Raw genomic sequence first — 21,771 nt, forward strand, 5'->3', positions numbered from 1 at the left:
AAAGTAAAAGAACTTGAATATCATGATCAATAAACAAAAGGCCGCCGGTGTGCTTGCCCTTTCATGGGCAGCACTTACAAGCCCGGTATTGGCACAGCAAAAAGATTACCCCATCCAACCGGTTGCCTTTACCAGCGTACACGTGAACGACAACTTCTGGCAGCCCAAGATGGAAGTAAATGCCACCGTTACCATTCCGTATGTACTGGCGCAATGCAAAGCCAATGGGCGTATGGATAACTTTTTACGTGCGGCAAAAAAATTGGATGGCGACAAGTTAAGTGAATTTCCGTTTGATGATACAGACGTATATAAGGCCATTGAAGGTGCATCCTATTCCATGCAGAATAAAAGGAACCCGCAGCTTGATAAATCCATTGATAGCCTTATCTCCATTATCGGCGCGGCCCAGGAGCCGGATGGCTATCTATACACTTTCAGGACTGTTAACGCTAAAAAGCCTCATGAGTGGATAGGTTCCAAACGCTGGGAAAAGGAAGAAGACCTAAGTCATGAGCTATATAACGCAGGCCACCTTTATGAAGCCGCTGTAGCACATTACCAGGCAACCGGTAAGCGCACACTGCTCAACATTGCCATAAAAAATGCTGACCTGCTGGTTAAAACTTTTGGACCGGGCAAAATTGAGGAATATCCGGGCCACCAGATTGTGGAGATCGGCTTATCAAAAATGTACCGGGTTACCGGCAACAAGCAATACCTTGACCTGGCCAAATTCTTTTTAGATGTACGCGGGCCAAAAGGCGATGCTTACAACCAGGCCGATAAAAAAGTGGTTGACCAGCATGAAGCCGAAGGCCACGCGGTAAGGGCTGCTTATATGTACACCGGTATGGCCGATATAGCCGCACTAACAGGTAATACCAAATATCTGGCGGCCATTGACGATATCTGGAGTGATGTGGTAACCAAGAAATTATACATTACCGGCGGCATCGGCGCAACGGGAGCAGGTGAAGCTTTTGGCGAGGCATATCAATTGCCTAATATGTCGGCCTATGCAGAAACCTGTGCGGCTATTGGCAACGTTTACTGGAACAACAGGATGTTCCTGCTGCACGGCGATTCGAAATATATTGATGTTCTTGAACGTACGCTTTACAATGGTCTGTTATCGGGCGTATCGTTGAGTGGTAACAGATTTTTCTATCCAAATCCGCTGGCTTCCATGTTCCAGCACCAGCGCAGCGCATGGATCAGCTGTGCATGCTGTATCAGCAACATGACCCGATTTTTACCTTCATTACCGGGTTACGTTTATGCCAAAAACAAAAACGACCTGTACATTAACCTGTTCATGAGCAACTCAAGTAATATTAAACTCACTGAGGGCAACGTAAACATTGTACAACAAACAGATTATCCATGGAAAGGCAGGGTTGACATTACCGTTAACCCCGATAAAACCGGCGAATTTACTTTAAGGGTACGCATCCCGGGTTGGGCGAAACAACAACCTGTACCGGGCGATCTGTACACCTTCATGGATAAGAAGTCTTTCCCGCTTACATTGATGATCAACGGGCAGGCAAAATCATTTGAAACTGAAAAAGGCTATGCGGTATTAGAACGCACCTGGAAAAAAGGCGATAAGGTTTCACTTTTATTACCGATGGAAACCGAAAAGGTATTGGCCAATCAACAGGTTAAAGACGACCGTGGCAGATTTGCCTTTGAGCGCGGCCCTATTGTTTATTGCCTTGAAGGCCCTGATAACAAGGATAGCCTGGTACAAAACATATTAATTGATAAAAACGCCATTGCCGATGCCAACTATCATGCCGACCTACTCAATGGCGTTGATGTGATCAGTGCCGAAGGTAAAAGTGCCAAACGCCAGCTAAAAAACGACAGCATTTTACAAACAGACCAAATGGTGAAGGCCATCCCCTACTATGCCTGGGCCAACCGCGGCCCAAGCGAAATGACCGTTTGGATTCCATATGAAGCTTCGGCAGTGCGCCCTAAACCAGCACCTACCATTGCCAGCACCAGTAAAGTAAGCGCCTCGTTAAAAAATGTACGGATGTTTGCTGCCATAAAAGACCAGTATGAACCTGCCGATTCCAAAGATACCAACTACCCCTACCTGCACTGGTGGCCCGCTAAAAACACCAATGAGTTTGTACAGTATGATTTTGACACTGAACACACCGTTAGCGAATCAAAAGTTTACTGGTATGATGACGGCCCATGGGGTGGCTGCCGCATCCCGGTATCGTACAAAATCCTGTATAAAAAAGACGGGCAGTGGGTTCCTGTAAAAAACACCACACCCTACGCCATAAGTAAAGACAACTTTAACGTAGTTACTTTTGAGCCGGTTGCTACTACAGCCTTGCGGATGGAAATTCAGTTACCGGTTGATAATTCAACCGGGATCCACGAATGGGCGGTTAAATAACCTCCTGTTATCCATAATAACAGTAAAGCCTTTCCGTTTATGCGAAAGGCTTTACTATTTTAATTACACCGCAACGGAATACTTTAAGTATGAAAAAGCCCATTTTACCTATAAACTTATATTCCCTACATTTGCGGCCTTAAAAAATAAAAAAATGATAAATTTCGAAAAAGTGAAAGAAGTAATCGCAGCGGCTGAAGCTGATGCGGCAAGCTTTTATGAAAAAGGCAACAAAGCTGCTGGTACAAGGTTGCGTAATGCTATGCAACAGTTAAAAGTATTAGCTACGGATATCCGTAAAGAAGTTACTGAAAAGAAAAACGCAGCAGCTTAATCACTGTTAAAAATGTTTTTAGATAAAGCGGGCCTGGTTTTCCATGTACCCGCTTTATTTTTTTTTGATCCCACTGCCATTTCAATCACTCGCTTGGGTTTTTCCACGCCGGCGAACTGCCTAAAGCACAACAAGGCATAGCAAGTACTACCTACTGCCCGACACACAGGTTTAAAATGTAACGAACCAGAAAGTATTTGTAACAAACTCAAAAGTATTTTCACTCCCGCCGATCTTTCTTTGTAAACCTTCTGAAAAAACATTCATAATCAAAACAACCCGATATGAAACGGAATACATTTGTACGCGCTTTGATGGGCGCTGCCACATTTTTAGCCATTCCATTTGATGGAGTTGCCAATAACCTATTCAAAACCAGGGAAAAGAAAGGCTGTAAAACCGATGCAGGAGCTGATCGCGCTCAAAATCCAATGCACTTATTTGATGGCGATACTTTCTATACCAAAGTTTCAACCAGGGATACTGATGGTGATATGTATGTTTATGAATCAACCCGGGTTAAAAAAGGCGGGCCTAACCTGCATGTACATTATGAGCAGGACGAATGGTGGTATATTTTAGAAGGTGAATTTCAAATTAAAGTAGGCGATCAGCTATTTCATACCAAACCCGGCGACAGCGTATTTGGCCCAAGGGGCGTTCCGCATGCGTTTACGAAAATAGGCGATGGCGCACCAGCTAAAATGCTTATTACCTTTCAGCCGGCCGGTAAAATGGAAGCTTGTTTCCAGGCATTGAGCGATGGTTTGATGAAAGGTAAATCCGAAGCCGAGCTTGATGCATTCAGAAAGCAACATGGCTTTGAACGTGTAGGCCCCCCGCTTGATTACTATAAAAAGTTTTAGCCGGCCCAACCATCATTTTTACCAAATAATTTATTTCTGATGTTAATTTATATACCTTTTTACTTATCATGAAGTGGCTTGCTTTTAAACAAAAACTGAGCCTGGTTTACTTATGCCTTATACCTTTGGCAGTGGTAGCTATAGGATTTGGGATAGGCCATGTGAGTTATAAAATTTATTTGCCAATCTGGGTTGTTAACGCCTGTTTAATGGTAGCAGCAACGTGGCATTTAGGTGGCTATCAACTCCGAAACAATAACCAGGAGATAAAGAAGCAGGTAATCACAGCTTTATTACTATTTGCACCCTGGCTATTATTTTCCATTTTCGCGGGGATGGGGCCACCTCCTGCAACCTTGCAAGGTTGGGTTAATTCAGCTGCCGAGCAGCAGATCCGGTATACTATACTCATTGCCGGCGGTATTTTATTCGCGCTGGGTTCTGCATTATTGAAAGTAAAATTACAGGCGGCAGGCGAAAATCTATATTCGGTAATGGCCTCGGCAGCGATCAATCTTGCAGTGCCGCTATTTATTATTAATATGGCATTTTGGGGATATTACTTCACAGACGCATTCAGGGTTTTCATAAAATTAGGCGGCACAAAACGTCCTGACTTGCATGGACCGATAAAAAGTTTATTTTATGTGATCAGTATAGCCGAAGTATTACTGATGTACCTTGGCACCGTATTTTTTGCCGTTTCACTTAAAGTCGCCGGGCTTTTTAATCCGGTTGCCTGCCGGTATTATATCATCTTCGGTTTAATCGGCATGGTGCTGGTTTTATTACCATCCTACTGGCCCGAGCCATTCGGCACCGCCGGTTTTCTTGTTGCTATACCCGCCATTCCTTTTATAATGCCATACCTCATTGGTATACACCTGTTAAAGCATGCTAAAGCTGATTAGCTAAATTGTAATATAAAAAAAGGGAGCTGCTACTTTTTCTCTAAAGTAACAGCCCCTTCTTTTTAATTGACTACCCCGACCCTATTTCCCTAAAACATCCAGAATAGGGTGATCAATAGCATTCAATGTATTTTCTGATGGTTTTATCAGTTCAAGTACGGTAATTTCATTGTTACCTTTTTTGAGCCATTCAACCGGCACATACAAGGTTTGCTGAGGACCGCAATTCCAATAGCGGCCTAAGTTGTGTCCGTTGAGCCAAACAATACCCTTACCCCATGTACTCATATCAAGATAGGTATCAGCCAATTTATCAACCTTGAAAACTGTTTTTTTCAATTGCGGTGTGTTGTTAGCTGCAACCTTTTTAATTGCCGGATTTGTTTTCACTTTATTGATATCATCAAAAGGCAGTGAATACATTTTCCAGTTTTTCAGCTCAGTACCGGCAAAAAGTACTTTTTCGGTAATACCCTTTTTGTTTTTAAGCAGATAAGGCCCAAAATTGATGCGGCCAAGGTTTTCAACCAAAATATCCAGTGTCACCTTACCTTTTGGTAAGCTGATCATCAAGCTGTCCTGGTACTTGCGCCTGTCGAGTATCCCTACACGTTTACCGTTTACGAAGATCACGCCATAATCACGCAGGTCTTTAAGTTTAAGCAGACCAGATTTGCCGCCGTTAATGGTTGTACGATACAATACAAAACCGTAAGCCTGGTTCAGATCTTCAAAAGTAAGCGGAGTACTGTTGGTCTTTGCGGGCGGCAACACATTAAACAAACTGGTTGATTTAGTAAATTTAATCGCCGGCAGACCCATAGCAGGTTTAGCAGCCGGAACTTCGGGCAGGGTTACGCCTGCCGGAAGGTGTTTACTAATCACCTCTCTAAACTTCATGAACTTGTCGGTAGAGTTACCTGCCTCATCAAGCGGGGCATCATAATCATAACTACTGATTTGCGGTTCATATGGATTTTGATCATTATAGTTTGCACCGTTCATGAAGCCGCGTGTTGTACCGCCATGAAACATATACATGTTAATGGAAATACCTGCTGCCAATACCGAATCAAGCTTTGGTATAAATTTAGCCGCCGGTACAGTATGATGCGCAGTTCCCCACCAGTCGAACCAGGCCGGGTACCATTCGGCAATAAAATAAGGGCCCTTACCATTATAATTTTCGCCAATCAATTTTTTAACTTTTGCCACATCATCAACGCCGTTTATAGCAGGCAGCAAGCCCGGTAAATGACCATCCTTTATAGCCGGTTCAGGATCGCAGGTGTAAAGCTGGCCATCAAAACCGGCGTCTATAAACATTTTGCGGTTAAGGGCCAGGTAATCTTTATCGCTTCCGTACGAGCCGTATTCATTCTCTATCTGTACCATTAAAATATTGCCGCCGTGGTTCACCAACAGTGGCGACAATTGCTTACCTACCTGGGTAAGATATTTTTTATAAGCTTCAAGGTATTTAGGCTCCTTGCTGCGTACCACTAAGCCCTGCTCTTTTTCAAGCCAGTATGGGTAGCCGCCAAACTCCCATTCGGCGCAAACGTACGGGCTTGGGCGCAGTATCACCCAAAGGCCTTCCTCCTTTGCTATTTTAACAAACTCAGCAATATCATGATTGCCTGTAAAATCATAATGCCCTTTTTGTGGTTCGTGAACATTCCAGAAAACATAGGTACCAATAGTATTTAAACCCATTGCTTTGGCCATTTTCATGCGCTGGCGCCAAGCCTCGCGCGGAACACGGGTATAGTGCATTTCGCCTGAAATGATCTGCAGCGGTTTACCATCAAGCAGGAATGTAGTATCGCCAAGAGCAAAAGTATGTTTGGCATTTTGCGCCTGCAGCTTTGCTGATGCAAACAGGATAACAAAGAGGAACAGTAGTTTTATAAGTTTCATAAATTGAAAAAATGCAGGGTTTTAGTTTTTATTTGTATAAGGGGATTGACTATTTTACAGTTAATGTTATAGTTGATGATTTAAGATTACCGGCACTAAACTGAACCTGTACCACGCCAGGCTTGCCTGTAGTTTGTACATAGGCCAATAAGCGCCCATGCAATGCTTTACGTTTATTTGATTGATAGCTTTCATGACTGCTGCTGCTGCCGCTTTCAAGGCCTATTAGTTTAGCCGCACCGTTAATTGTTACTGTTATCTCATCAGTAGCAGTAAATACGGGATTACCGTTTTTATCGGTAATGTAAACCTCAATTTGGCTCAAGCCTTTCGTGTTATGGCTAAACAGGGTATTATCAGCTACCACTTTAAGTTGATAAGCATCGCCGGCTGTTTTTATATTGTTGGTGCATACTTCAATACCATGGTTGTAGCCTTTAACCACAAGCTCGCCCGGCTCATAGTCAACCTGCCATGATGGAACTTGCCCTCTTGCGGCACCGCGTATTTGTTTACCAAGAGATTTGCCGTTCAGGAACAATTCTGTTTCCTGGCAATTGGTAAAGCAGTCAACTTTTACTTTATCACCAGGCTGCCAGTTCCAAACAGGCTCGGCGGTACGGTGGCTCCAGATCCCTCTGTCATCAGTTCCGGTAATAGGGCGTGCACCTATATAAGCCATGGGCTTGTCCGACCAAAGACTTTGCCTGAAGAAATATTCCGGCTTTTTAAAGCCGGCCAGGTCAATAAGTCCTGCTCCATTGCTACGCTGTGGCCATTTACCGGCCTCACCCAGGTAATCTATGCCAGTCCACAGGTATTGGGCCGAAATATATTCGTTACTGTCAACAGCGTTCCAGGCTTGTTTTTGCATGCCGTTCTCACTGCCGTAAATGATACGGTTGGGATATTTTTTATGATCTTCAGGATACCTATATTCCTGGTAATTATAGCCCACAACATCCAATACATCAGGGTAGCCGACTTCGTTCGACATCACCACACCGGCCAGCGCGGCCGTTACCGGGCGGGTTTGATCAACGGCTTTTACAGCTTTAACTAATTGTTTGGCTATCGGTGTTAGCCCGCTTGCCGCTGGATGATCAGGCAGGTAGCCCTTACCGTAGATCTGCGGATTGCGGCCCGTGTTTAACACCTCATGGGTATATGGGTCGTTGGGGTAATCTATTTCGTTACCAATGCTCCACAGAATGATAGATGGATGGTTACGCGCTCGCAGTACCATATCAGCTACATCCCGGTCTGCCCATTCTTTAAAATATTCGTGGTATCCGTTTTTGGATGGCGTACCAACATTCCAGCCTGCCACCCATTTGTTTTTACCAACCTCCCATTCGTCAAAAGCTTCGTCCATTACTAAAAAGCCCATCTTATCGCACAAATCGTACAGATAATCGGCATGGGGGTTATGGCTTAACCTGAGCGAGTTTACTCCTGCATCCTTCAATAATTTCAACCTGCGTACCCAAACCTCCTGCGGAACGGCTACACCCAGGGCACCGGCATCATCATGAATACATACGCCTTTAAGTTTGGTGCTTTTATCATTTAAAAAGAAACCCTTATCCCTATCGAAACGGATACTGCGGATCCCTACAGATTGCGTTACCTCATCAAATGCCCTACCGCTGCGGTTAAGAGAAATCTTCAGCTTATAAAGATTAGGCTCTTCGGTATCCCATAGTTTGGGGGACGATAATTCTTTCTCAAACTCAACCTCGTGTACTCCCGGTTTTGCTTTTATTTGTTTTTGGAGGGCAATAGCCGCTTTTCCTTTCCCATCAAGCAGGTTTACTTTCACTAATACAGAAGCATCAACCTTGTCGCTGTTGGTAACACTCACCTTAACTTTTACGGTAGCTTTCTCTGCCGAAACATCGGGCGTTGTAAATGCTACATCCCAGGGAGCAATGTGTACAGGATCTTTAACTATCAGGTATACATTACGATAAATACCCGAGCCGGTATACCACCTTGAATCAGCGAACTCGCTGTGATCTACCCTTACAGCTATCGTATTTTTTTCAGTTAAATTTAGATACTTGGTCAGCTCATACTGAAATGAAATAAAACCATTTGGGCGCTTGCCCAGCGAATGCCCATTGATCCAAACTTCGCTGTTTTTATATACCCCATCAAAATAAATATATACCTGCTTTCCTTTCCACGCATTATTACCGGCGAAACTCTTTTTATACCAGCCAATCCCCCCGGGCAAATAACCGGTAGCACTTGCCCATTCATCGCTAAAAGGCCCTTCAATACTCCAGTCATGCGGCAGATCGACAGTTCTCCATTGCGTTTCGGTAGCGATCCCGCTGATCCCTGTACTGATGTCGCCCTTGTGGAAAGACCATGCCGCATTAAATAAAACCGGATTGCCTGCGCCCTGGGCCTTAAGTAAGCCAGGCAGCGTTAACATGCCAAGTACAAAAAGAAGCAGTTGTTTTTTATTTTTCATTTGATGATAGAGAGATAAAATGCTATTTGATGACACCTGTAAACGTGACAATGGAACGTGCCGGAACAATATTCTTATTCCCGGTTATTTTACCGGCTTTAAGCTCATCAACCTGCGACGTTAAATAGGATGATGTAAACTGAACTTTAGCATTATCTATACGAAATGCCGCGCTTACCTCATTAGCACCCTGGTTAATTATAACCACGGTTAAGTTTTTTCCATTTTTAAATGCCGATACCAGCAAGGGTTTTCCCTCGGCTACTGATGAAACTTCGGCATCAACCCTCACAGCTCCGAGTTTAACAAACCTGCTGTAGTTCCCCATGGCCCAAAGCATTTTACTGCCGTAAAAATTGCCGTCGGTTTTATTTTTGTCGATGTAAATGAGGCCATCCTTATAATCATAGGCCGAAATGGCTGTCCACCATTGCCAGGCCGACGCGTTGGCCGCTGTAAGATCGGTATGGATCACCGATGCTAAATATAGCGCCGCATCAATACCCAGGTCACGTTTGTTACCGTCTATCTCACCCGCGTTATCGCCTAAAATGCAATATTCCGACTGCCAGAAATCGAGACCATTAATAGTCGCAACACTATCGGCCAATGCCCTGCGAGCTTTTATTGACGATGCCATTGGCGACGTAGTGAAATAGCTGTGCGCCGCGATACTTTTGGCTACAGAAGGCAGGTCGCCTATGTAATTGGCCGATCCCGGCTTGAAAAAATCGGTTATCTGGCTGCCTTTACCCGGCTTATCACCTTTAGTAAATAAATAGTTGATGCTCCCGGCCTCACCGACCAAAATCTTTGAGCTAATCTTATTATTGATAAATTCTTTATTGATGGTCCGTATCAACCCTGCTACCTCGGCATTATGATATGGGGCTCCCTCCTGACCGCCATCGCTCCAATCCCACTGAGGTTCGTTTACCGGGCTTATGTAATCAAATTTTATTTTGCTTACCTGCTCAACTCCCTTTACAACTTTAGCCAGGAACACGGCATAAGCATCATACTTATCGGGCGCTATATTAACTTTGCCACCGGTAGCGTAAGCCTTTCCATTAACAGTAAACTGCACTGGCGGACTGTTGTTAAAACCTAAAAATTGCTTAACCCCGCGCTTTTTGGCAGCTTCAAGAAACCACAACTGCCCGGCCTGGTTTCGCCAGTTATAGCTGCCATCGCCGTTTAAAAACGATTCAGCACGGCGCCACTCGTCCTTAATGCCACTTTCGTTTCCCTGCTGAGTACTGCCAGCACCAATGTTAAACCTCCATAATGATAAGCCTATACCTTTAGGCGAACCGTCGGCATAGGTATCCCGGCTAAAAAGCAGGTCGGCAATTTTATTGCGCTTATCATCAGGCCAGTTACCCACAAACTGGCAGGCCCACGCATCTGATGCACCAAAATTGCTGATGGTTTGGTGCGTTTTTGAAAAATTGATATCAATAGTTACTTCTTTGCCCTGGCCGCTTACCAAAGGAATATTAATCCCCAAAGCAACTACAGCCAGCAGTATTTTTTTTATGGTAGTTTTTATTATCATCGTGTTTAAATCAACAAATAAAACAGCACTGTTTAGTGCTGTTTTATTGCAATATTATTGTTGCACTATTTGCCATTGCTGGTTAGTAGCGCCGCCATAAGGCCACTGAATGATGCCAGCACCATTTGTGGTTGATGCGCCGTTAACATCAAGCGCAAGCCCGCTGTTACGGTTAAGTACTTTGTAAACGCCATCGCTGGTAGCGGTAAGCTGCCATTGCTGGTTGTTGCCTCCGTTCCACGGCCATTGTATAATGCCCGCCCCGTTGGCAGTTGAACTCATGTTAACATCAAGCGCCTGCGTGCTGTTGCGGTTAGTTATTTTGTAATAGCCACCGCCGTTGGCAGCAATAGCCCATTGCTGGTTATTGCCCCCGTTTTGAGGCCATTGTATGATGCCGGCGCCGTTGGTGGTTGAGCCACCATTAACATCAAGCGCCTGGCCGCTGTTAACATTTAAAAATCTGTAGTAAGCACCGGTATAAAATGTATCGGTACCGCCGGCCCCTACGCCCCAGGCATATTTGATCCGGCTTAAGCCCGATGCATTTGTTGTTGATACGGTAAGGCTGGTGCCTGTACCGCTCAGTTGTTGAATGGCATAGCTATCGCCGGTACGTACGCCCGGCCAGTAAACCGCGCCCATGCCGTAGGCACGTGCCTGGTTGGTTAATCCCTGCAGGTACGCTATTTCCTGGTCACCGCCTATAGCACCGGTATAATTTTTTCCACCCGTCATCGGGATCCCAAACTCGGTAAGCACCGCGCGGCTGCTGTAAGCGCCGATATTGCCTTTCAAACGGTTTTCCCATTGCAGCGCGGTTGTAAGTGTGCCATTGCTGAAAAAGGTATAATCATGTATCGACAATAAACAACCCGAAAAACGGCTGTCTGCCCCTACTCCGGTAATATCCTGCGAATAGGAAGTACCGCTAATGAGGATCCTGCCTTGCGGAACAGATGGATAGTTGCTTAACCACTGGGCGCAAATAGTTGTCCAGTCGGTTAAAGTATAGCCATGTGGCTCGTTAAATATTTCAAAGTACACGTGGGCATTGCTGCCATATTTGGTAACAATGGTTTGCCACATCGACCAAAATTCGGTCGTGTTATCTATCTTCCCATCTTCGGATGATTTGGCTTCCCAATAACCCAGTATCACGTTCATCCCTTTGCTCAGTGCCTTATCAATAACACCGGTGTATGAGTTCCACCAGGTTTGTGATACGGTTGAATAGTTTACAGGTAGCCTTAGCGTGTTGGCCCCTGTATTGGTTTGGATCCCTGTTAATACAGCATCGGCTTTGGCTGATACCGTTGCATAACTATCGGCAGATGTTAAACCACTTAATACAAGGATTCCATCACTAAAATTGTCCCCATCGGCAGCCCAGTTCACGCCCTTCAGCGCGCTTGCCGGTGTTGAATCTGTAGTTACTGTTTTATCTCCTGTTTTTACTTCATCCGGAGTTGATTTTTTTTTTACTGATACGATATCCTTTTTACACCCGGCCACCAAACAACACATCGCGATTAATGCAATACTTAAGTTTTTCATAATTTGCTATAGGTTATAATTGGAAGGAAAAAGGGGGAAGAAGGAAACTCTTCCCCCGGAATATTTGGTTATTAGTAACCAGGGTTTTGTTGTAGCTGCCCACCTGATGCCTGGATTTCGGCCCTTGGTATTGGCAACCAGTAGTGTTTGGTTGCAAAAGAACGGCCATCTAAAGCCACTTTCGGTGTATAAGCAAAGCTGCCGTCGGCATTTTTGGTGATGATCACACCACCTGCCGGTTTGTTTTCGGTAACGTCGGCAATTTTCCAGCGGCGGACATCATAAAAGCGGTGCTCTTCAAAGGCAAGCTCCACACGGCGCTCGTAACGTACAGCGTCACGCATTTGCGATTGTGACATACCAACAGCCAAAGCCGGCATATTAACAGTTGGACGGGCCCTTACTAAATTGATAGCGGTACGTGCGGATAAAGTTGAACCTGAAGGGATCACATCCGGTCCGTAAGCTTCGTTAGCCGCTTCAGCAAAGTTTAACAGGATCTCAGCATAACGGAAATAGATCCAGGGCTGGAAACCTGCGTTGCCCCATGGGTTTTGAAGCGGATAAGCATCATTCATATATTTCTTGAGGTAGTAGCCAGTTTTGGTAGTATTCCAGTTATCTGCTCCGTCTTTGCTATCCTTACCACCCGGAATAAAAGATTCAATAGCCCGGCCCCTGTACATTGCACCATTGTATAATACAGTAGCTGCAAATCTTGGATCGCGGTGGTCATAAGGGTGTGTCGGATCATAACCTGATGTTGGATCGGTAATAGCTTTACCATTATCCATTTCGTAATCATCAACCAAATTTTGCAGCGGTGTATTACCTGCCCAGCCGCCATAGCCGTTCGGCCCGTTGGCTATTTCAAGGTGCGTATGGTTTGCATTTTTAGTATATAAACGTTCAAAAATGGTTTCGTTGGTTTCGTTAACTAAAAACAGATTACTATAGCCACCAGTGTAGATACCATATTTATTCAAACTGATAACCGCCTGTGCGGCGGTAACAGCATCGGCCCAGGTGCCAGCAGTATATAATGGGCTTGCAGCATATAATTTTAATCTTGATTTTAAAGCCAGCGCTGCACCTTTTGTGGCACGACCCAAAAGCCAGCTACCATCATTGTTCAACGGCAATTTTGAAGCTGCGTCATCAAGCTGAGCAGTAGTGTAATCGATACTCTCTTTGATTGAAGCGCGTTTAAATAGCGATGGATCCTGCAAATTATCGGTAAGCTGGGTAACCTTATCGCCTATCAAAACAACACCACCGTAGTTACGAATCAAATCCTGGTAACGGAAGGCCCTGATAAATTTAAGCTCACCTTCAATAAGTGTTTTATGTCCGGCACTCATTGCTATTTTCGGCAATATACTCAAAGCATAGTTACATTCTCTGATACTACGGTAGCTGCGGGCCCAAAGTACACCTGCACCACCTAAGTTTTCGGGAGCAAGCTGACCTCTTTGAATAAGCCAGGTAGCATCATCATTATTATAGATCGATTCATCGGTTAAAGAGCTCCACATACTGTACTCAAAACCGCGGCCAAAACCAGGGTTTGATCCGTCACCTTCCTTGTCCTGAAGCTTAGCGCCGATATAGCGATTAGTTACATAAGCCTCAAACACGGCTGTATCCGATTCAATGGCAGATGTAGCAATCCTGTCGGTAGGTTGTACATCTAAAAGGCTCTTTTTACATGCCGTAAAGCCCATCATACCGCATACCATTAAATATAGCGGGGTTTTATATTGTAGTTTCATGTCGTCTGATTAAAATTTCACGTTAACACCTAAGTTCAAAATTCTCTGCTGCGGATAAAATTGTCCGCTGCCACTGGTTCCTTCGGGATCATAATCCTTCACTTTGGTAATGGTAAACAGGTTAAATGCACTTGCATAGACCCTTAAACCTCCAATTTTAAGTTTCGACAGGAAAGGTGCGTTGAAATTGTAGCCTAACTGCACATTCTTTAACCTCAGGAACGAGGCATCATTAAGCCAGAAGGTATTGTTATATAACCCCCCACTGATGGCGTTTGATGCACGGTCGGTTACACGCGGATAGGTTCCGTTAGTGTTCGTAGCACTAAACCTGTTATCGGCCCAGCTGCTGTAGAAGTTACCTATGCTACCTGCCTCAGGCAAAACATACTGGCTAACCTGTGCCTGGCCTGCAAACAATACTGCAAGGTCAAACCCTTTGTATGCTGCGTTAAGGCTAAAGCCATAGGTGATTTGCGGAATATTACCGTATTTGGTACGGGTTTGGTCATCAGCAGTGATTTTGCCGTCGTTGTTGTAATCCAGATATTTCAGATCACCTACTTTGGCTCCGGTTACATGCGGATAAGCATCAATATCTGCCTGGGTACGGAAGATACCAATGGCATCATAAAGCAGTGAAGTACCCAATGGCCGACCAGTTTGGCGCTGATAACTTAAAGTACCGCTGGCTTCGTCAATAAAAATGATCTTACTTTTAGCGTAGGTAATATTACCGCTCACACCCCAGCTAAATTCATGGCCGGTATGGTTATAGCCCAACGTAGCTTCAAAACCGTTGCTGTTTACTTTACCAATGTTTTCAGATGGCACTAATGGGTCGGAACCGTAAGGGTTTACGATACCTGATGTACCTGGCAATGATGCATTCCTGGCAGCAAGGATATCAGACCTTTTTTGCTGGAAATAGATAGCTTCAATTGTGAAGTTATGTAAAAACGTAGCGTTGATACCGATATCCAGTTTCTTTGCAACTTCCCAGGTAATGTTAGGATTTGCAAGCTTTACCAGGTTTACGTTTGGCTGAATAGTATTTGAGCCGCTGCCCGGAGCACTGGCTACAAAGCCATTATTAACGAGCACATAGTTATCAAAATACTGGAAGCCGTTCACGTTATCATTACCCAGCGAACCGTAAGAGGCCCTCAGTTTCAAATCATCGATAAAGGTAACGCTGTTTTTGAAAAAGTTTTCTTTCGAAATTCTCCATCCAACTGAAGCTGACGGGAAGTAGCCCCATTGTTTTCCTGATGGAAATATCGAGCTACCATCTGCACGTAACTGGCCTTCAAACAAATATTTTTCGTCATAAGCATAAGCTAAACGGCTGATCACACTGCGACGGTTGTAGTTTGAACTGTAGCCCGAGTTAAGGTAATCAGTAGCTGCGCTACCACCTTGTGAAAGTTCGGGCAGTTGTGATGAAAGATAATTATAACGCGTAGCATCAAAATACTCAAGGTGATTTTTACTTTGCTCATAACCAACAAAGGCATTGATATCATGCAAACCAAATTTCCTCACATAATTCAACTTTATATTTGAGGTAATAAGAGATTGATTATTTTGCGATTCGAACAATGTTGGCTTGCTGTTATTACCACCGACAACTACCGGAGTATATACTTTTGTAGTTGAGTTATAACTGTAAAGATTATACGGCTTACTGAAGTTTTTATCAAAAGCATTAGACTTATCTACTGAAAAGAAACCATCTAATGAAAGGCCTTCGATACCCGGAATGGAGTAGCTGCCTCTCAAAATGCCATTGAAAACCTGTGTTGGATTATTGTTGATACCACCAATATCGGTTACCTGCACTGCAGGGTTATTATTTTCGATACCTGTTGTTGGCAACCCGTTAGGATAATATGCTGCTACAATAGGTTTAGCCCTGTACACAGAACGGAAAAGATCACCGGCACCTGTTACCGGGAACTGCCTGTCTTCCTGGCGGCCAGATAATGATAAACCTACCTTTAAGCGCTTGGTAACATTTGCGTCAATGTTTGAGCGGAAATTATATTGGTGATACTTGGTAACACCGCTTTTGTAAATACCATCCTGGTAAAGTGTACCTAATGATACAAAGTATTTTACATCCTCGCCGCCGCCAGAAACCGAAAGACTATGTTGGTTTTGCAATGCCGAACCTTTAAGCGTTTGCTTTTCCCAATCAGTATTTGGATAGTTTAACGGGTCTGATCCGTCCTTGAATTTCTGGATCTGATCGGCAGTGTAAGACTGGTTCGGGCCACCGTTCGGATTTGAATCGAGGTTAATCTCGTTCATGATCTGGGCATAAGTTGCTGCATCAGCCATTTTTGGCAAACGGGTTGGTGAAGCAAAGCCCTGGTTGAAGCTGTAATTGATGGTCGGCTTACCGCTTTTACCACGCTTGGTGGTGATGAGGATAACACCGTTTGCAGCACGGTTACCGTAAATAGCAGCCGACGCATCCTTCAATACCGACATGCTTTCGATATCGTTCGGATCAAGCCTTTCCAAACCACCTATTTGGCCCGGGATACCGTCAACTACGATAAGTACGTTGTTGCTACCGGTTGTTGCCAAACCACGTACGGTAATATTTGAACCGTCATAACCAGGCTCACCGCTGCGATTATTAACAATAACGCCCGAGAAACGACCGGCGATTGAGTTAGATAAGTTAGGTTGAGGGCTTTTTACCAGTTCGGCACCTTTTACCTGCGAAATGGAACCTGTTAAGGTTGCCTTTTTCTGAGTACCGTAACCTACAACTACCACCTCATTCAATGATTTTGAGTCGGCTGTTAATTGTACATTGATTGTAGTTTGTCCGTTAAGAACAACCTCCTGAGATGTGTAGCCAATGTAGCTAAACACCAGTGTGCCCGATGAAGCGTTTGGAACATTAAGGCTAAAGTTACCTTTAATATCGGTCACCACGCCGGTTGAAGTCCCTTTTAAGGATACACTTACACCTGGTAATGTTTCACCTTTTTCGTCGGTTACTTTACCGCTAATTCTGGCATCAGGTAAGCGCTGCTCATTAATGGTACCCGCAAAAGCCATTACCGGCATTTGGACTGTAGCGAAACAAGCAACGGCCATGCTGGCCGCAACTACGAAAAAGCGGGGTGATCTTTTCCGATGGGGAGAATCCTTTTCGAGTAAATTTGGTTTCATATGGTTTTAAAAAATTGGTTTTTTAATCGGCTTAAACCTTGCAAAGCGAGGCGCATAAAAACAAGGAAGTGGATTCGGCATCGATAAACTACCGTCCCATTTTGACCTTATTATTTATACACAGTACAAAAGTTTGGTTTAAACCTTGGTTATTGGTAGGGCTAAATTGCGTTTTAAAGCAAAAATGAGTGAGGGGTAAATTCTGAATAAGACAGGGGGTATTTCATAAAAAAGCGCTTAAAAACAACATTTTGGGCACTTTTTAGAGAGGGGGTAAATCAATACTGGCAGGGGGACAAAAATAAGTTGTAGTATTTAGCCCCCAAACATTGCTGCGCTTGTCGTTACTTTGTAAAGAAGGGCCACAAAAACCACTCTTAGCTCTTTGCTATGAAACTGAAGGCGAAGGGAAGTTGGTCCGACGAAGCACGAACCAGGTGAATCAACCAACCGATAAACAAGATTAATTCTCTTTAATCACATCCCGGTTCACGTTGTAATTGTTGTGAAATGGCTTACGATATTTCTTGATATAATCAGAAGGGTTTATCCCGAACAACTTATTAAACTGTTCCCTGAAATATTTCAAATCATTTAAGCCCACTTTGTAGGCCGTTTCGTAAACTGTGCTATCGGTTGTAAGCAATATTTCGGCAGCCTTACGCAAGCGGATAAAACGGATAAAACTGTTTGCCGATTGACCCGAAATAGATTTGATCCGTTTATACAAATTGGAGTGGCTCATGCCTATTTCGGCAGCAAGCGTTTTGATGCTGAAATCAGGATCGGTTAAATGCTGCTCAACTATCTGCAAACATTTTTCTAAAAATTCCTTGTACTCCTGCGAAATCTTGAGATCATTTGATTTGTTAAGCGTTATCTCGTTATAAAAATACTTTTGCAGGTTGTTCCTGCTTTTCAGGATGCCGTTTACGCGGGCCACCAGGATCTCTTTTTCAAACGGCTTACTGATGTAGTCGTCGGCCCCTCCCTCAATACCTTTCAGTTTTATTTCGGGCGAGGAACTGGCGGTAAGTAATATAACGGGGATGTGGTTCAGTACAGGGTCTTCCTTAATACGGCTGCACACCTCAATACCGCTTAACCCCTGCATCATTACATCGCTTATCACAATATCAGGTACCAGGTGATAAACAAGTTCAAGCCCATCTGTACCATTATCGGCTTCAAAAACCTCAAATTCGCCTGTAAAAATTTGTTTAAGGTAAGTACGGATCTGTTGGTTGTCATCAATCAGCAGCATGGTTTTGGTATCGGAGCTTAAAGCCTCAGAATTTTTGGCTGCGACGGCGTTTTCAGCCTCAACGGCGGCTAATTCACCCTTATTCTCCATTAGCTCATCCAGGAACACCGAAGTTTCGGCAACGTCTTCAAACACAAACTGCTGCCCAAAATGCTCCCTGCCTTTTAACAACGATACATGAAACACCGTGCCCTGCCCCTGCTGGCTGGTATAACCGATGCTGCCTTTATGGTTTTCAATAAACGCTTTAACCAGGTATAGCCCAATGCCAAACCCGCCTGCCATTGGCGCCGAATTTTGCAACTGGTAAAACTTACCGAATAACTGATCGCCGGTACCCTCGGCTATTCCACAGCCGCTATCCTTTATCTCGATGGTAATTTTATCGTTAAACTCGGCTATTGTACAAGTTACTATGCCATACTCCGGTGTAAACTTCAACGCATTCGAGATGAGGTTAAACAGGGCTATTTCCATTTTTTCCCTGTCGGCATAAATCTCTATCGCATCCCTTTGACTTACAAAATCAAACTGAATATGCTTGGTACGTGCCTGGTGATTAAAACATAAAAACACCTCATGACAAAGCGATACGATATTGAGCCTTACTATTTTAAGCTTATCGGTATCGCTTTCGGCTTTTCTGAACAGTAAAAGCTGGTCAACCAAACTCAAAAGACGCCGTGCGTTGCGATAAATGATATGCAAATTACCGGCATCATCAGTAGCCTCGCCCTTCCCGAACAACATATCCTTTACCGGGTTGATGATGAGCGTTAGCGGCGTGCGGAACTCATGTGAGATATTGGTAAAAAACGAAAGTTTACGTTCATTAAGCTCTTTATCTTTTTCGGCCGAAAGCTGGGCTACTTTAACCTCATATTTAAGCCTTGTTTGGCGGGTTCTGTAAAGTATATAGTAATAAGTTACAACCCCTGCTGCTGCTATATAAATTAAATAAGCCCACCAGGTTTTATACCAGGGCGGCAGGATCTTAACCTGTAATGTGGCATAATTATCAAACCACAAGCCATCCTGGTTGGATGCTTTTACCCTGAACGTATATTCTCCGGGTTCAAGGTAACGGTAAGTCGCCAGCCGCTGATCGCCAACATAGTTCCAGGTTTTATCAAGGCCATCCAGTTTATAAGCAAACTCACCTTTATCCGGATAGGTATAATTTAACGAGGCATACTGGATAGAAAATACCGACTGATCGGGCTGTAATGTGATCTGCCTTGCCTGGTTAATGGCTTCGGGCAATACGGTGTGGTCCTTATCAAGTTCACCAACCTCAACCTGCTTACCAAAAATTTGTAATCCCGTTATAATAACTTTTGGTTTATAGTCGCTTTGATTTACTTTTTCAGGGTCAAAAAAGTTAAGCCCTTCTGTTCCCCCAAAATACATCAATCCATTAGCAGAATCAAACAAAACTGACCCTGCGTTAAACTGCCCGGCCTGTAACCCATCCGACTGATCATAATTTAAGATCTTATTATTCCGTACATCAAGGTTTGATAAGCCTTTATTGGTACTTAGCCACAATGAACCATCGGATGATTCCTTAATGGCCGATACTGTATTATTAGCCAGACCATTAGTTTCATTAAATTTTTTAAAAACCCGGTTTTGAAGATCGTATGAAATTAATCCATCGCCCTCGGTTCCTATCCATAACCTGTGTTGTTTGTCGGGATGAAGTGAAAATATCACCTGGCCGGGTAAATTGTTTTTTTCATCAACAGGTTTAAAATACCTGCTGAATTTCTTTTGTCCGGCGTTATAAAAATCAAGTCCCCCGCCATAAGTACCAACCCATAAATTACCATTACCGTCTTCGGCAATTGATCTTACATCGTATGAAGTAAGGCCGCTATTGGCTGGTGTATAGTTGGTGAAAGACTTTGTAACGGCATTAAACAGGCACAAGCCGCCGCCATTGGTGCCAATCCATAAATTTTTATGCTTGTCCTGGTAGATAACCCGTACGTCGTTACCCCCCAGGCTTTTGTTATTTGCCTGGCTGTGTACGTAGTTGACAAACGAATCCGTTTTCTTGTTATATTGCAAAAGCCCCTTTGCATAAGTACCAAACCATAAATCACCATCCTGATCGGTATAGCCGAATAAAATGGCATTATCAGTAATACTGCCGGGTTGCCCATCTGCTTTGTATTGCTTTATCAGGGTGCCGTTATGGCTGGTTTTGTAAATCCCCTCGCCATCAGTGCCCAGCCATAAAAAGCCGTCGCTATCCTGGCACAGGCCATAAAACCTAACCAAGCTTTCGCCGCTGGCGCCATATCGCTTTTTAGCAATCTTTGAAAATTTTTCCTTGATGCTGCTCACCATGTAGATACCATCACCATAGGTGCCTACCCAAACATTTTTATCCTTATCTATATAAAGCGTTTGAACAGAACGCTGTGTAAGGTAATATCCGTCATCGCCGGTTACCGGCTGAAGAAAAAAGTTATTAATGTTGTAGTTGGGACTTGTGCCAATGTTAACTTTAAACAAACCGCCATCCTGCAGGCCTACAAGCAATTGTTTATCACTATCCTCAATAACTGATATGTATCGTTTACTTTTAATACCCTGCTGGCCGGTTTGCAGCAAGGTAAATTTATTTGATTGCCTGTTGTAGTAGCCGAGCCCGCTTCCGGTTGCTATCCACATGTTGTGAAAATGATCTTCAAAAATGTCATTGATGCGGGTACTCGGCAGGTTGGCTATTGGAGGACCTATGCCCGCAAGGTTGGCTATTACACCATCCTTATGACTAAAAACATTGATGCTGCCTTCCTGTGTACCCACCCATACCAGCCCTCTTGAATCTTCGTACAAACAGAGCACCCTGTTACTTGACAGCCGGGATAAATTGACCTGAGTATAGTTAATAACCTTTGCCGATTTGGTATCAAAATAAGAAAAGCCCTGCCCATAAGATGTGATCCATAAATTACCATCATGGCTTTGGATGATATTACTGATATCGTTTTTGACGGCCCTGTTAGAAGTGAATTTATAATGGATAAACTTTTCTGTACGGCTATCAAATTTGCTGAGGCCGTTTCTTGACGATACCCAGATACTGCCATGAACATCGCACAAAACCTTTTGTACATAGTTACTGGCCAGTGCAGTTGAATCGCCCAGGCGCGATTTAAAAATCTTAAAAGTTGTACCGTCAAAACGATTGAGCCCATCATTGGTGGCAAACCACATAAAACCCTTATCATCCTGTGTAATGCTATTTACAATACCAAAAGAAAGACCATTTTTTAAAGAATAGTTGAGGATCTTATTTTTGATGGGCGACTGCGCATGGGCCGAAGAAATGATCAAAAAAAGAACAAAACAGACAAAGGATCCCTTTTTCATTAACACGTTGCAGGCTGTGAATTACACAAATAATTGGAAGATTAAAGCTACCTAATTAATTGTAAAGTAAACAATAATATTACAAAAATGTAAAATACCCGTT

General features: G+C 43.8%; 11 protein-coding genes. 4 read left to right on the plus strand and 7 right to left on the minus strand.

Annotated elements, in window-relative coordinates; genetic code table 11:
* The first annotated feature begins 22 nt into the window (after positions 1-22).
* From ACP26M_RS15100 to ACP26M_RS15115, 4 genes are all read left to right on the plus strand, one after another.
* On the plus strand, positions 23-2,425 hold the full coding sequence (locus ACP26M_RS15100; RefSeq protein WP_426581076.1) for a glycoside hydrolase family 127 protein: 2,403 nt from the start codon (positions 23-25) through the stop codon (positions 2,423-2,425).
* 154 nt (positions 2,426-2,579) lie between these two features.
* Positions 2,580-2,759, plus strand: a complete 180-nt coding sequence (locus ACP26M_RS15105) for a histone H1 (protein WP_090532015.1) — start codon at positions 2,580-2,582, stop codon at positions 2,757-2,759.
* Positions 2,760-3,043: 284 nt separating this feature from the next.
* A complete protein-coding gene (locus tag ACP26M_RS15110; protein WP_426581078.1) occupies positions 3,044-3,625 on the plus strand; it encodes a cupin domain-containing protein in 582 nt (193 codons plus the stop codon).
* A gap of 68 nt (positions 3,626-3,693) precedes the next feature.
* On the plus strand, positions 3,694-4,536 hold the full coding sequence (locus tag ACP26M_RS15115; protein WP_426581080.1) for a hypothetical protein: 843 nt from the start codon (positions 3,694-3,696) through the stop codon (positions 4,534-4,536).
* An 81-nt stretch (positions 4,537-4,617) separates the two neighbouring features.
* On the opposite strand, the gene ACP26M_RS15120 is transcribed toward ACP26M_RS15115, so the two are convergent.
* The 7 genes from ACP26M_RS15120 to ACP26M_RS15150 all read right to left on the minus strand — a co-directional run bounded on the left by ACP26M_RS15120 (position 4,618) and on the right by ACP26M_RS15150 (position 21,668).
* Positions 4,618-6,456 carry a beta-galactosidase gene (locus ACP26M_RS15120; RefSeq protein ID WP_426581082.1) on the minus strand — a complete coding sequence of 613 codons (1,839 nt, stop codon included), beginning with the start codon at positions 6,454-6,456 and terminating at the stop codon, positions 4,618-4,620.
* Between the two features lie 49 nt (positions 6,457-6,505).
* The gene (locus ACP26M_RS15125; protein WP_426581084.1) at positions 6,506-8,938 is read right to left on the minus strand and encodes a glycoside hydrolase family 2 TIM barrel-domain containing protein; all 2,433 of its coding nucleotides are present in this window, start codon (positions 8,936-8,938) and stop codon (positions 6,506-6,508) included.
* Positions 8,939-8,960: 22 nt separating this feature from the next.
* Positions 8,961-10,496: a glycoside hydrolase gene (locus tag ACP26M_RS15130; protein WP_426581086.1), complete on the minus strand. Its 1,536-nt coding sequence runs from the start codon at positions 10,494-10,496 to the stop codon at positions 8,961-8,963.
* 54 nt (positions 10,497-10,550) lie between these two features.
* Positions 10,551-12,053, minus strand: coding sequence for an RICIN domain-containing protein (locus ACP26M_RS15135; protein ID WP_426581088.1), 1,503 nt, complete (start codon positions 12,051-12,053; stop codon positions 10,551-10,553).
* Positions 12,054-12,124: 71 nt separating this feature from the next.
* The gene (locus tag ACP26M_RS15140; RefSeq protein ID WP_426581090.1) at positions 12,125-13,825 is read right to left on the minus strand and encodes a RagB/SusD family nutrient uptake outer membrane protein; all 1,701 of its coding nucleotides are present in this window, start codon (positions 13,823-13,825) and stop codon (positions 12,125-12,127) included.
* A 9-nt stretch (positions 13,826-13,834) separates the two neighbouring features.
* A complete protein-coding gene (locus ACP26M_RS15145; RefSeq protein ID WP_426581092.1) occupies positions 13,835-17,017 on the minus strand; it encodes a SusC/RagA family TonB-linked outer membrane protein in 3,183 nt (1,060 codons plus the stop codon).
* A 463-nt stretch (positions 17,018-17,480) separates the two neighbouring features.
* Complete coding sequence (locus ACP26M_RS15150) at positions 17,481-21,668, minus strand: hybrid sensor histidine kinase/response regulator transcription factor (RefSeq protein WP_426581094.1); 4,188 nt, start codon at positions 21,666-21,668, stop codon at positions 17,481-17,483.
* Positions 21,669-21,771 lie beyond the last annotated feature (103 nt).

The organism is Mucilaginibacter sp. R-33 (assembly GCF_049949235.1).
Taxonomy (GTDB): domain Bacteria; phylum Bacteroidota; class Bacteroidia; order Sphingobacteriales; family Sphingobacteriaceae; genus Mucilaginibacter.

Coding starts and splice junctions, on each gene's coding strand:
- ACP26M_RS15130 (WP_426581086.1), bottom strand. CDS start 10,496: ATGATAATAAAAACTACCATAAAAAAAATACTGCTGGCTGTAGTTGCT.
- ACP26M_RS15105 (WP_090532015.1), top strand. CDS start 2,580: ATGATAAATTTCGAAAAAGTGAAAGAAGTAATCGCAGCGGCTGAAGCT.
- ACP26M_RS15140 (WP_426581090.1), bottom strand. CDS start 13,825: ATGAAACTACAATATAAAACCCCGCTATATTTAATGGTATGCGGTATG.
- ACP26M_RS15135 (WP_426581088.1), bottom strand. CDS start 12,053: ATGAAAAACTTAAGTATTGCATTAATCGCGATGTGTTGTTTGGTGGCC.
- ACP26M_RS15115 (WP_426581080.1), top strand. CDS start 3,694: ATGAAGTGGCTTGCTTTTAAACAAAAACTGAGCCTGGTTTACTTATGC.
- ACP26M_RS15120 (WP_426581082.1), bottom strand. CDS start 6,456: ATGAAACTTATAAAACTACTGTTCCTCTTTGTTATCCTGTTTGCATCA.
- ACP26M_RS15145 (WP_426581092.1), bottom strand. CDS start 17,017: ATGAAACCAAATTTACTCGAAAAGGATTCTCCCCATCGGAAAAGATCA.
- ACP26M_RS15125 (WP_426581084.1), bottom strand. CDS start 8,938: ATGAAAAATAAAAAACAACTGCTTCTTTTTGTACTTGGCATGTTAACG.
- ACP26M_RS15110 (WP_426581078.1), top strand. CDS start 3,044: ATGAAACGGAATACATTTGTACGCGCTTTGATGGGCGCTGCCACATTT.
- ACP26M_RS15100 (WP_426581076.1), top strand. CDS start 23: ATGATCAATAAACAAAAGGCCGCCGGTGTGCTTGCCCTTTCATGGGCA.
- ACP26M_RS15150 (WP_426581094.1), bottom strand. CDS start 21,668: ATGAAAAAGGGATCCTTTGTCTGTTTTGTTCTTTTTTTGATCATTTCT.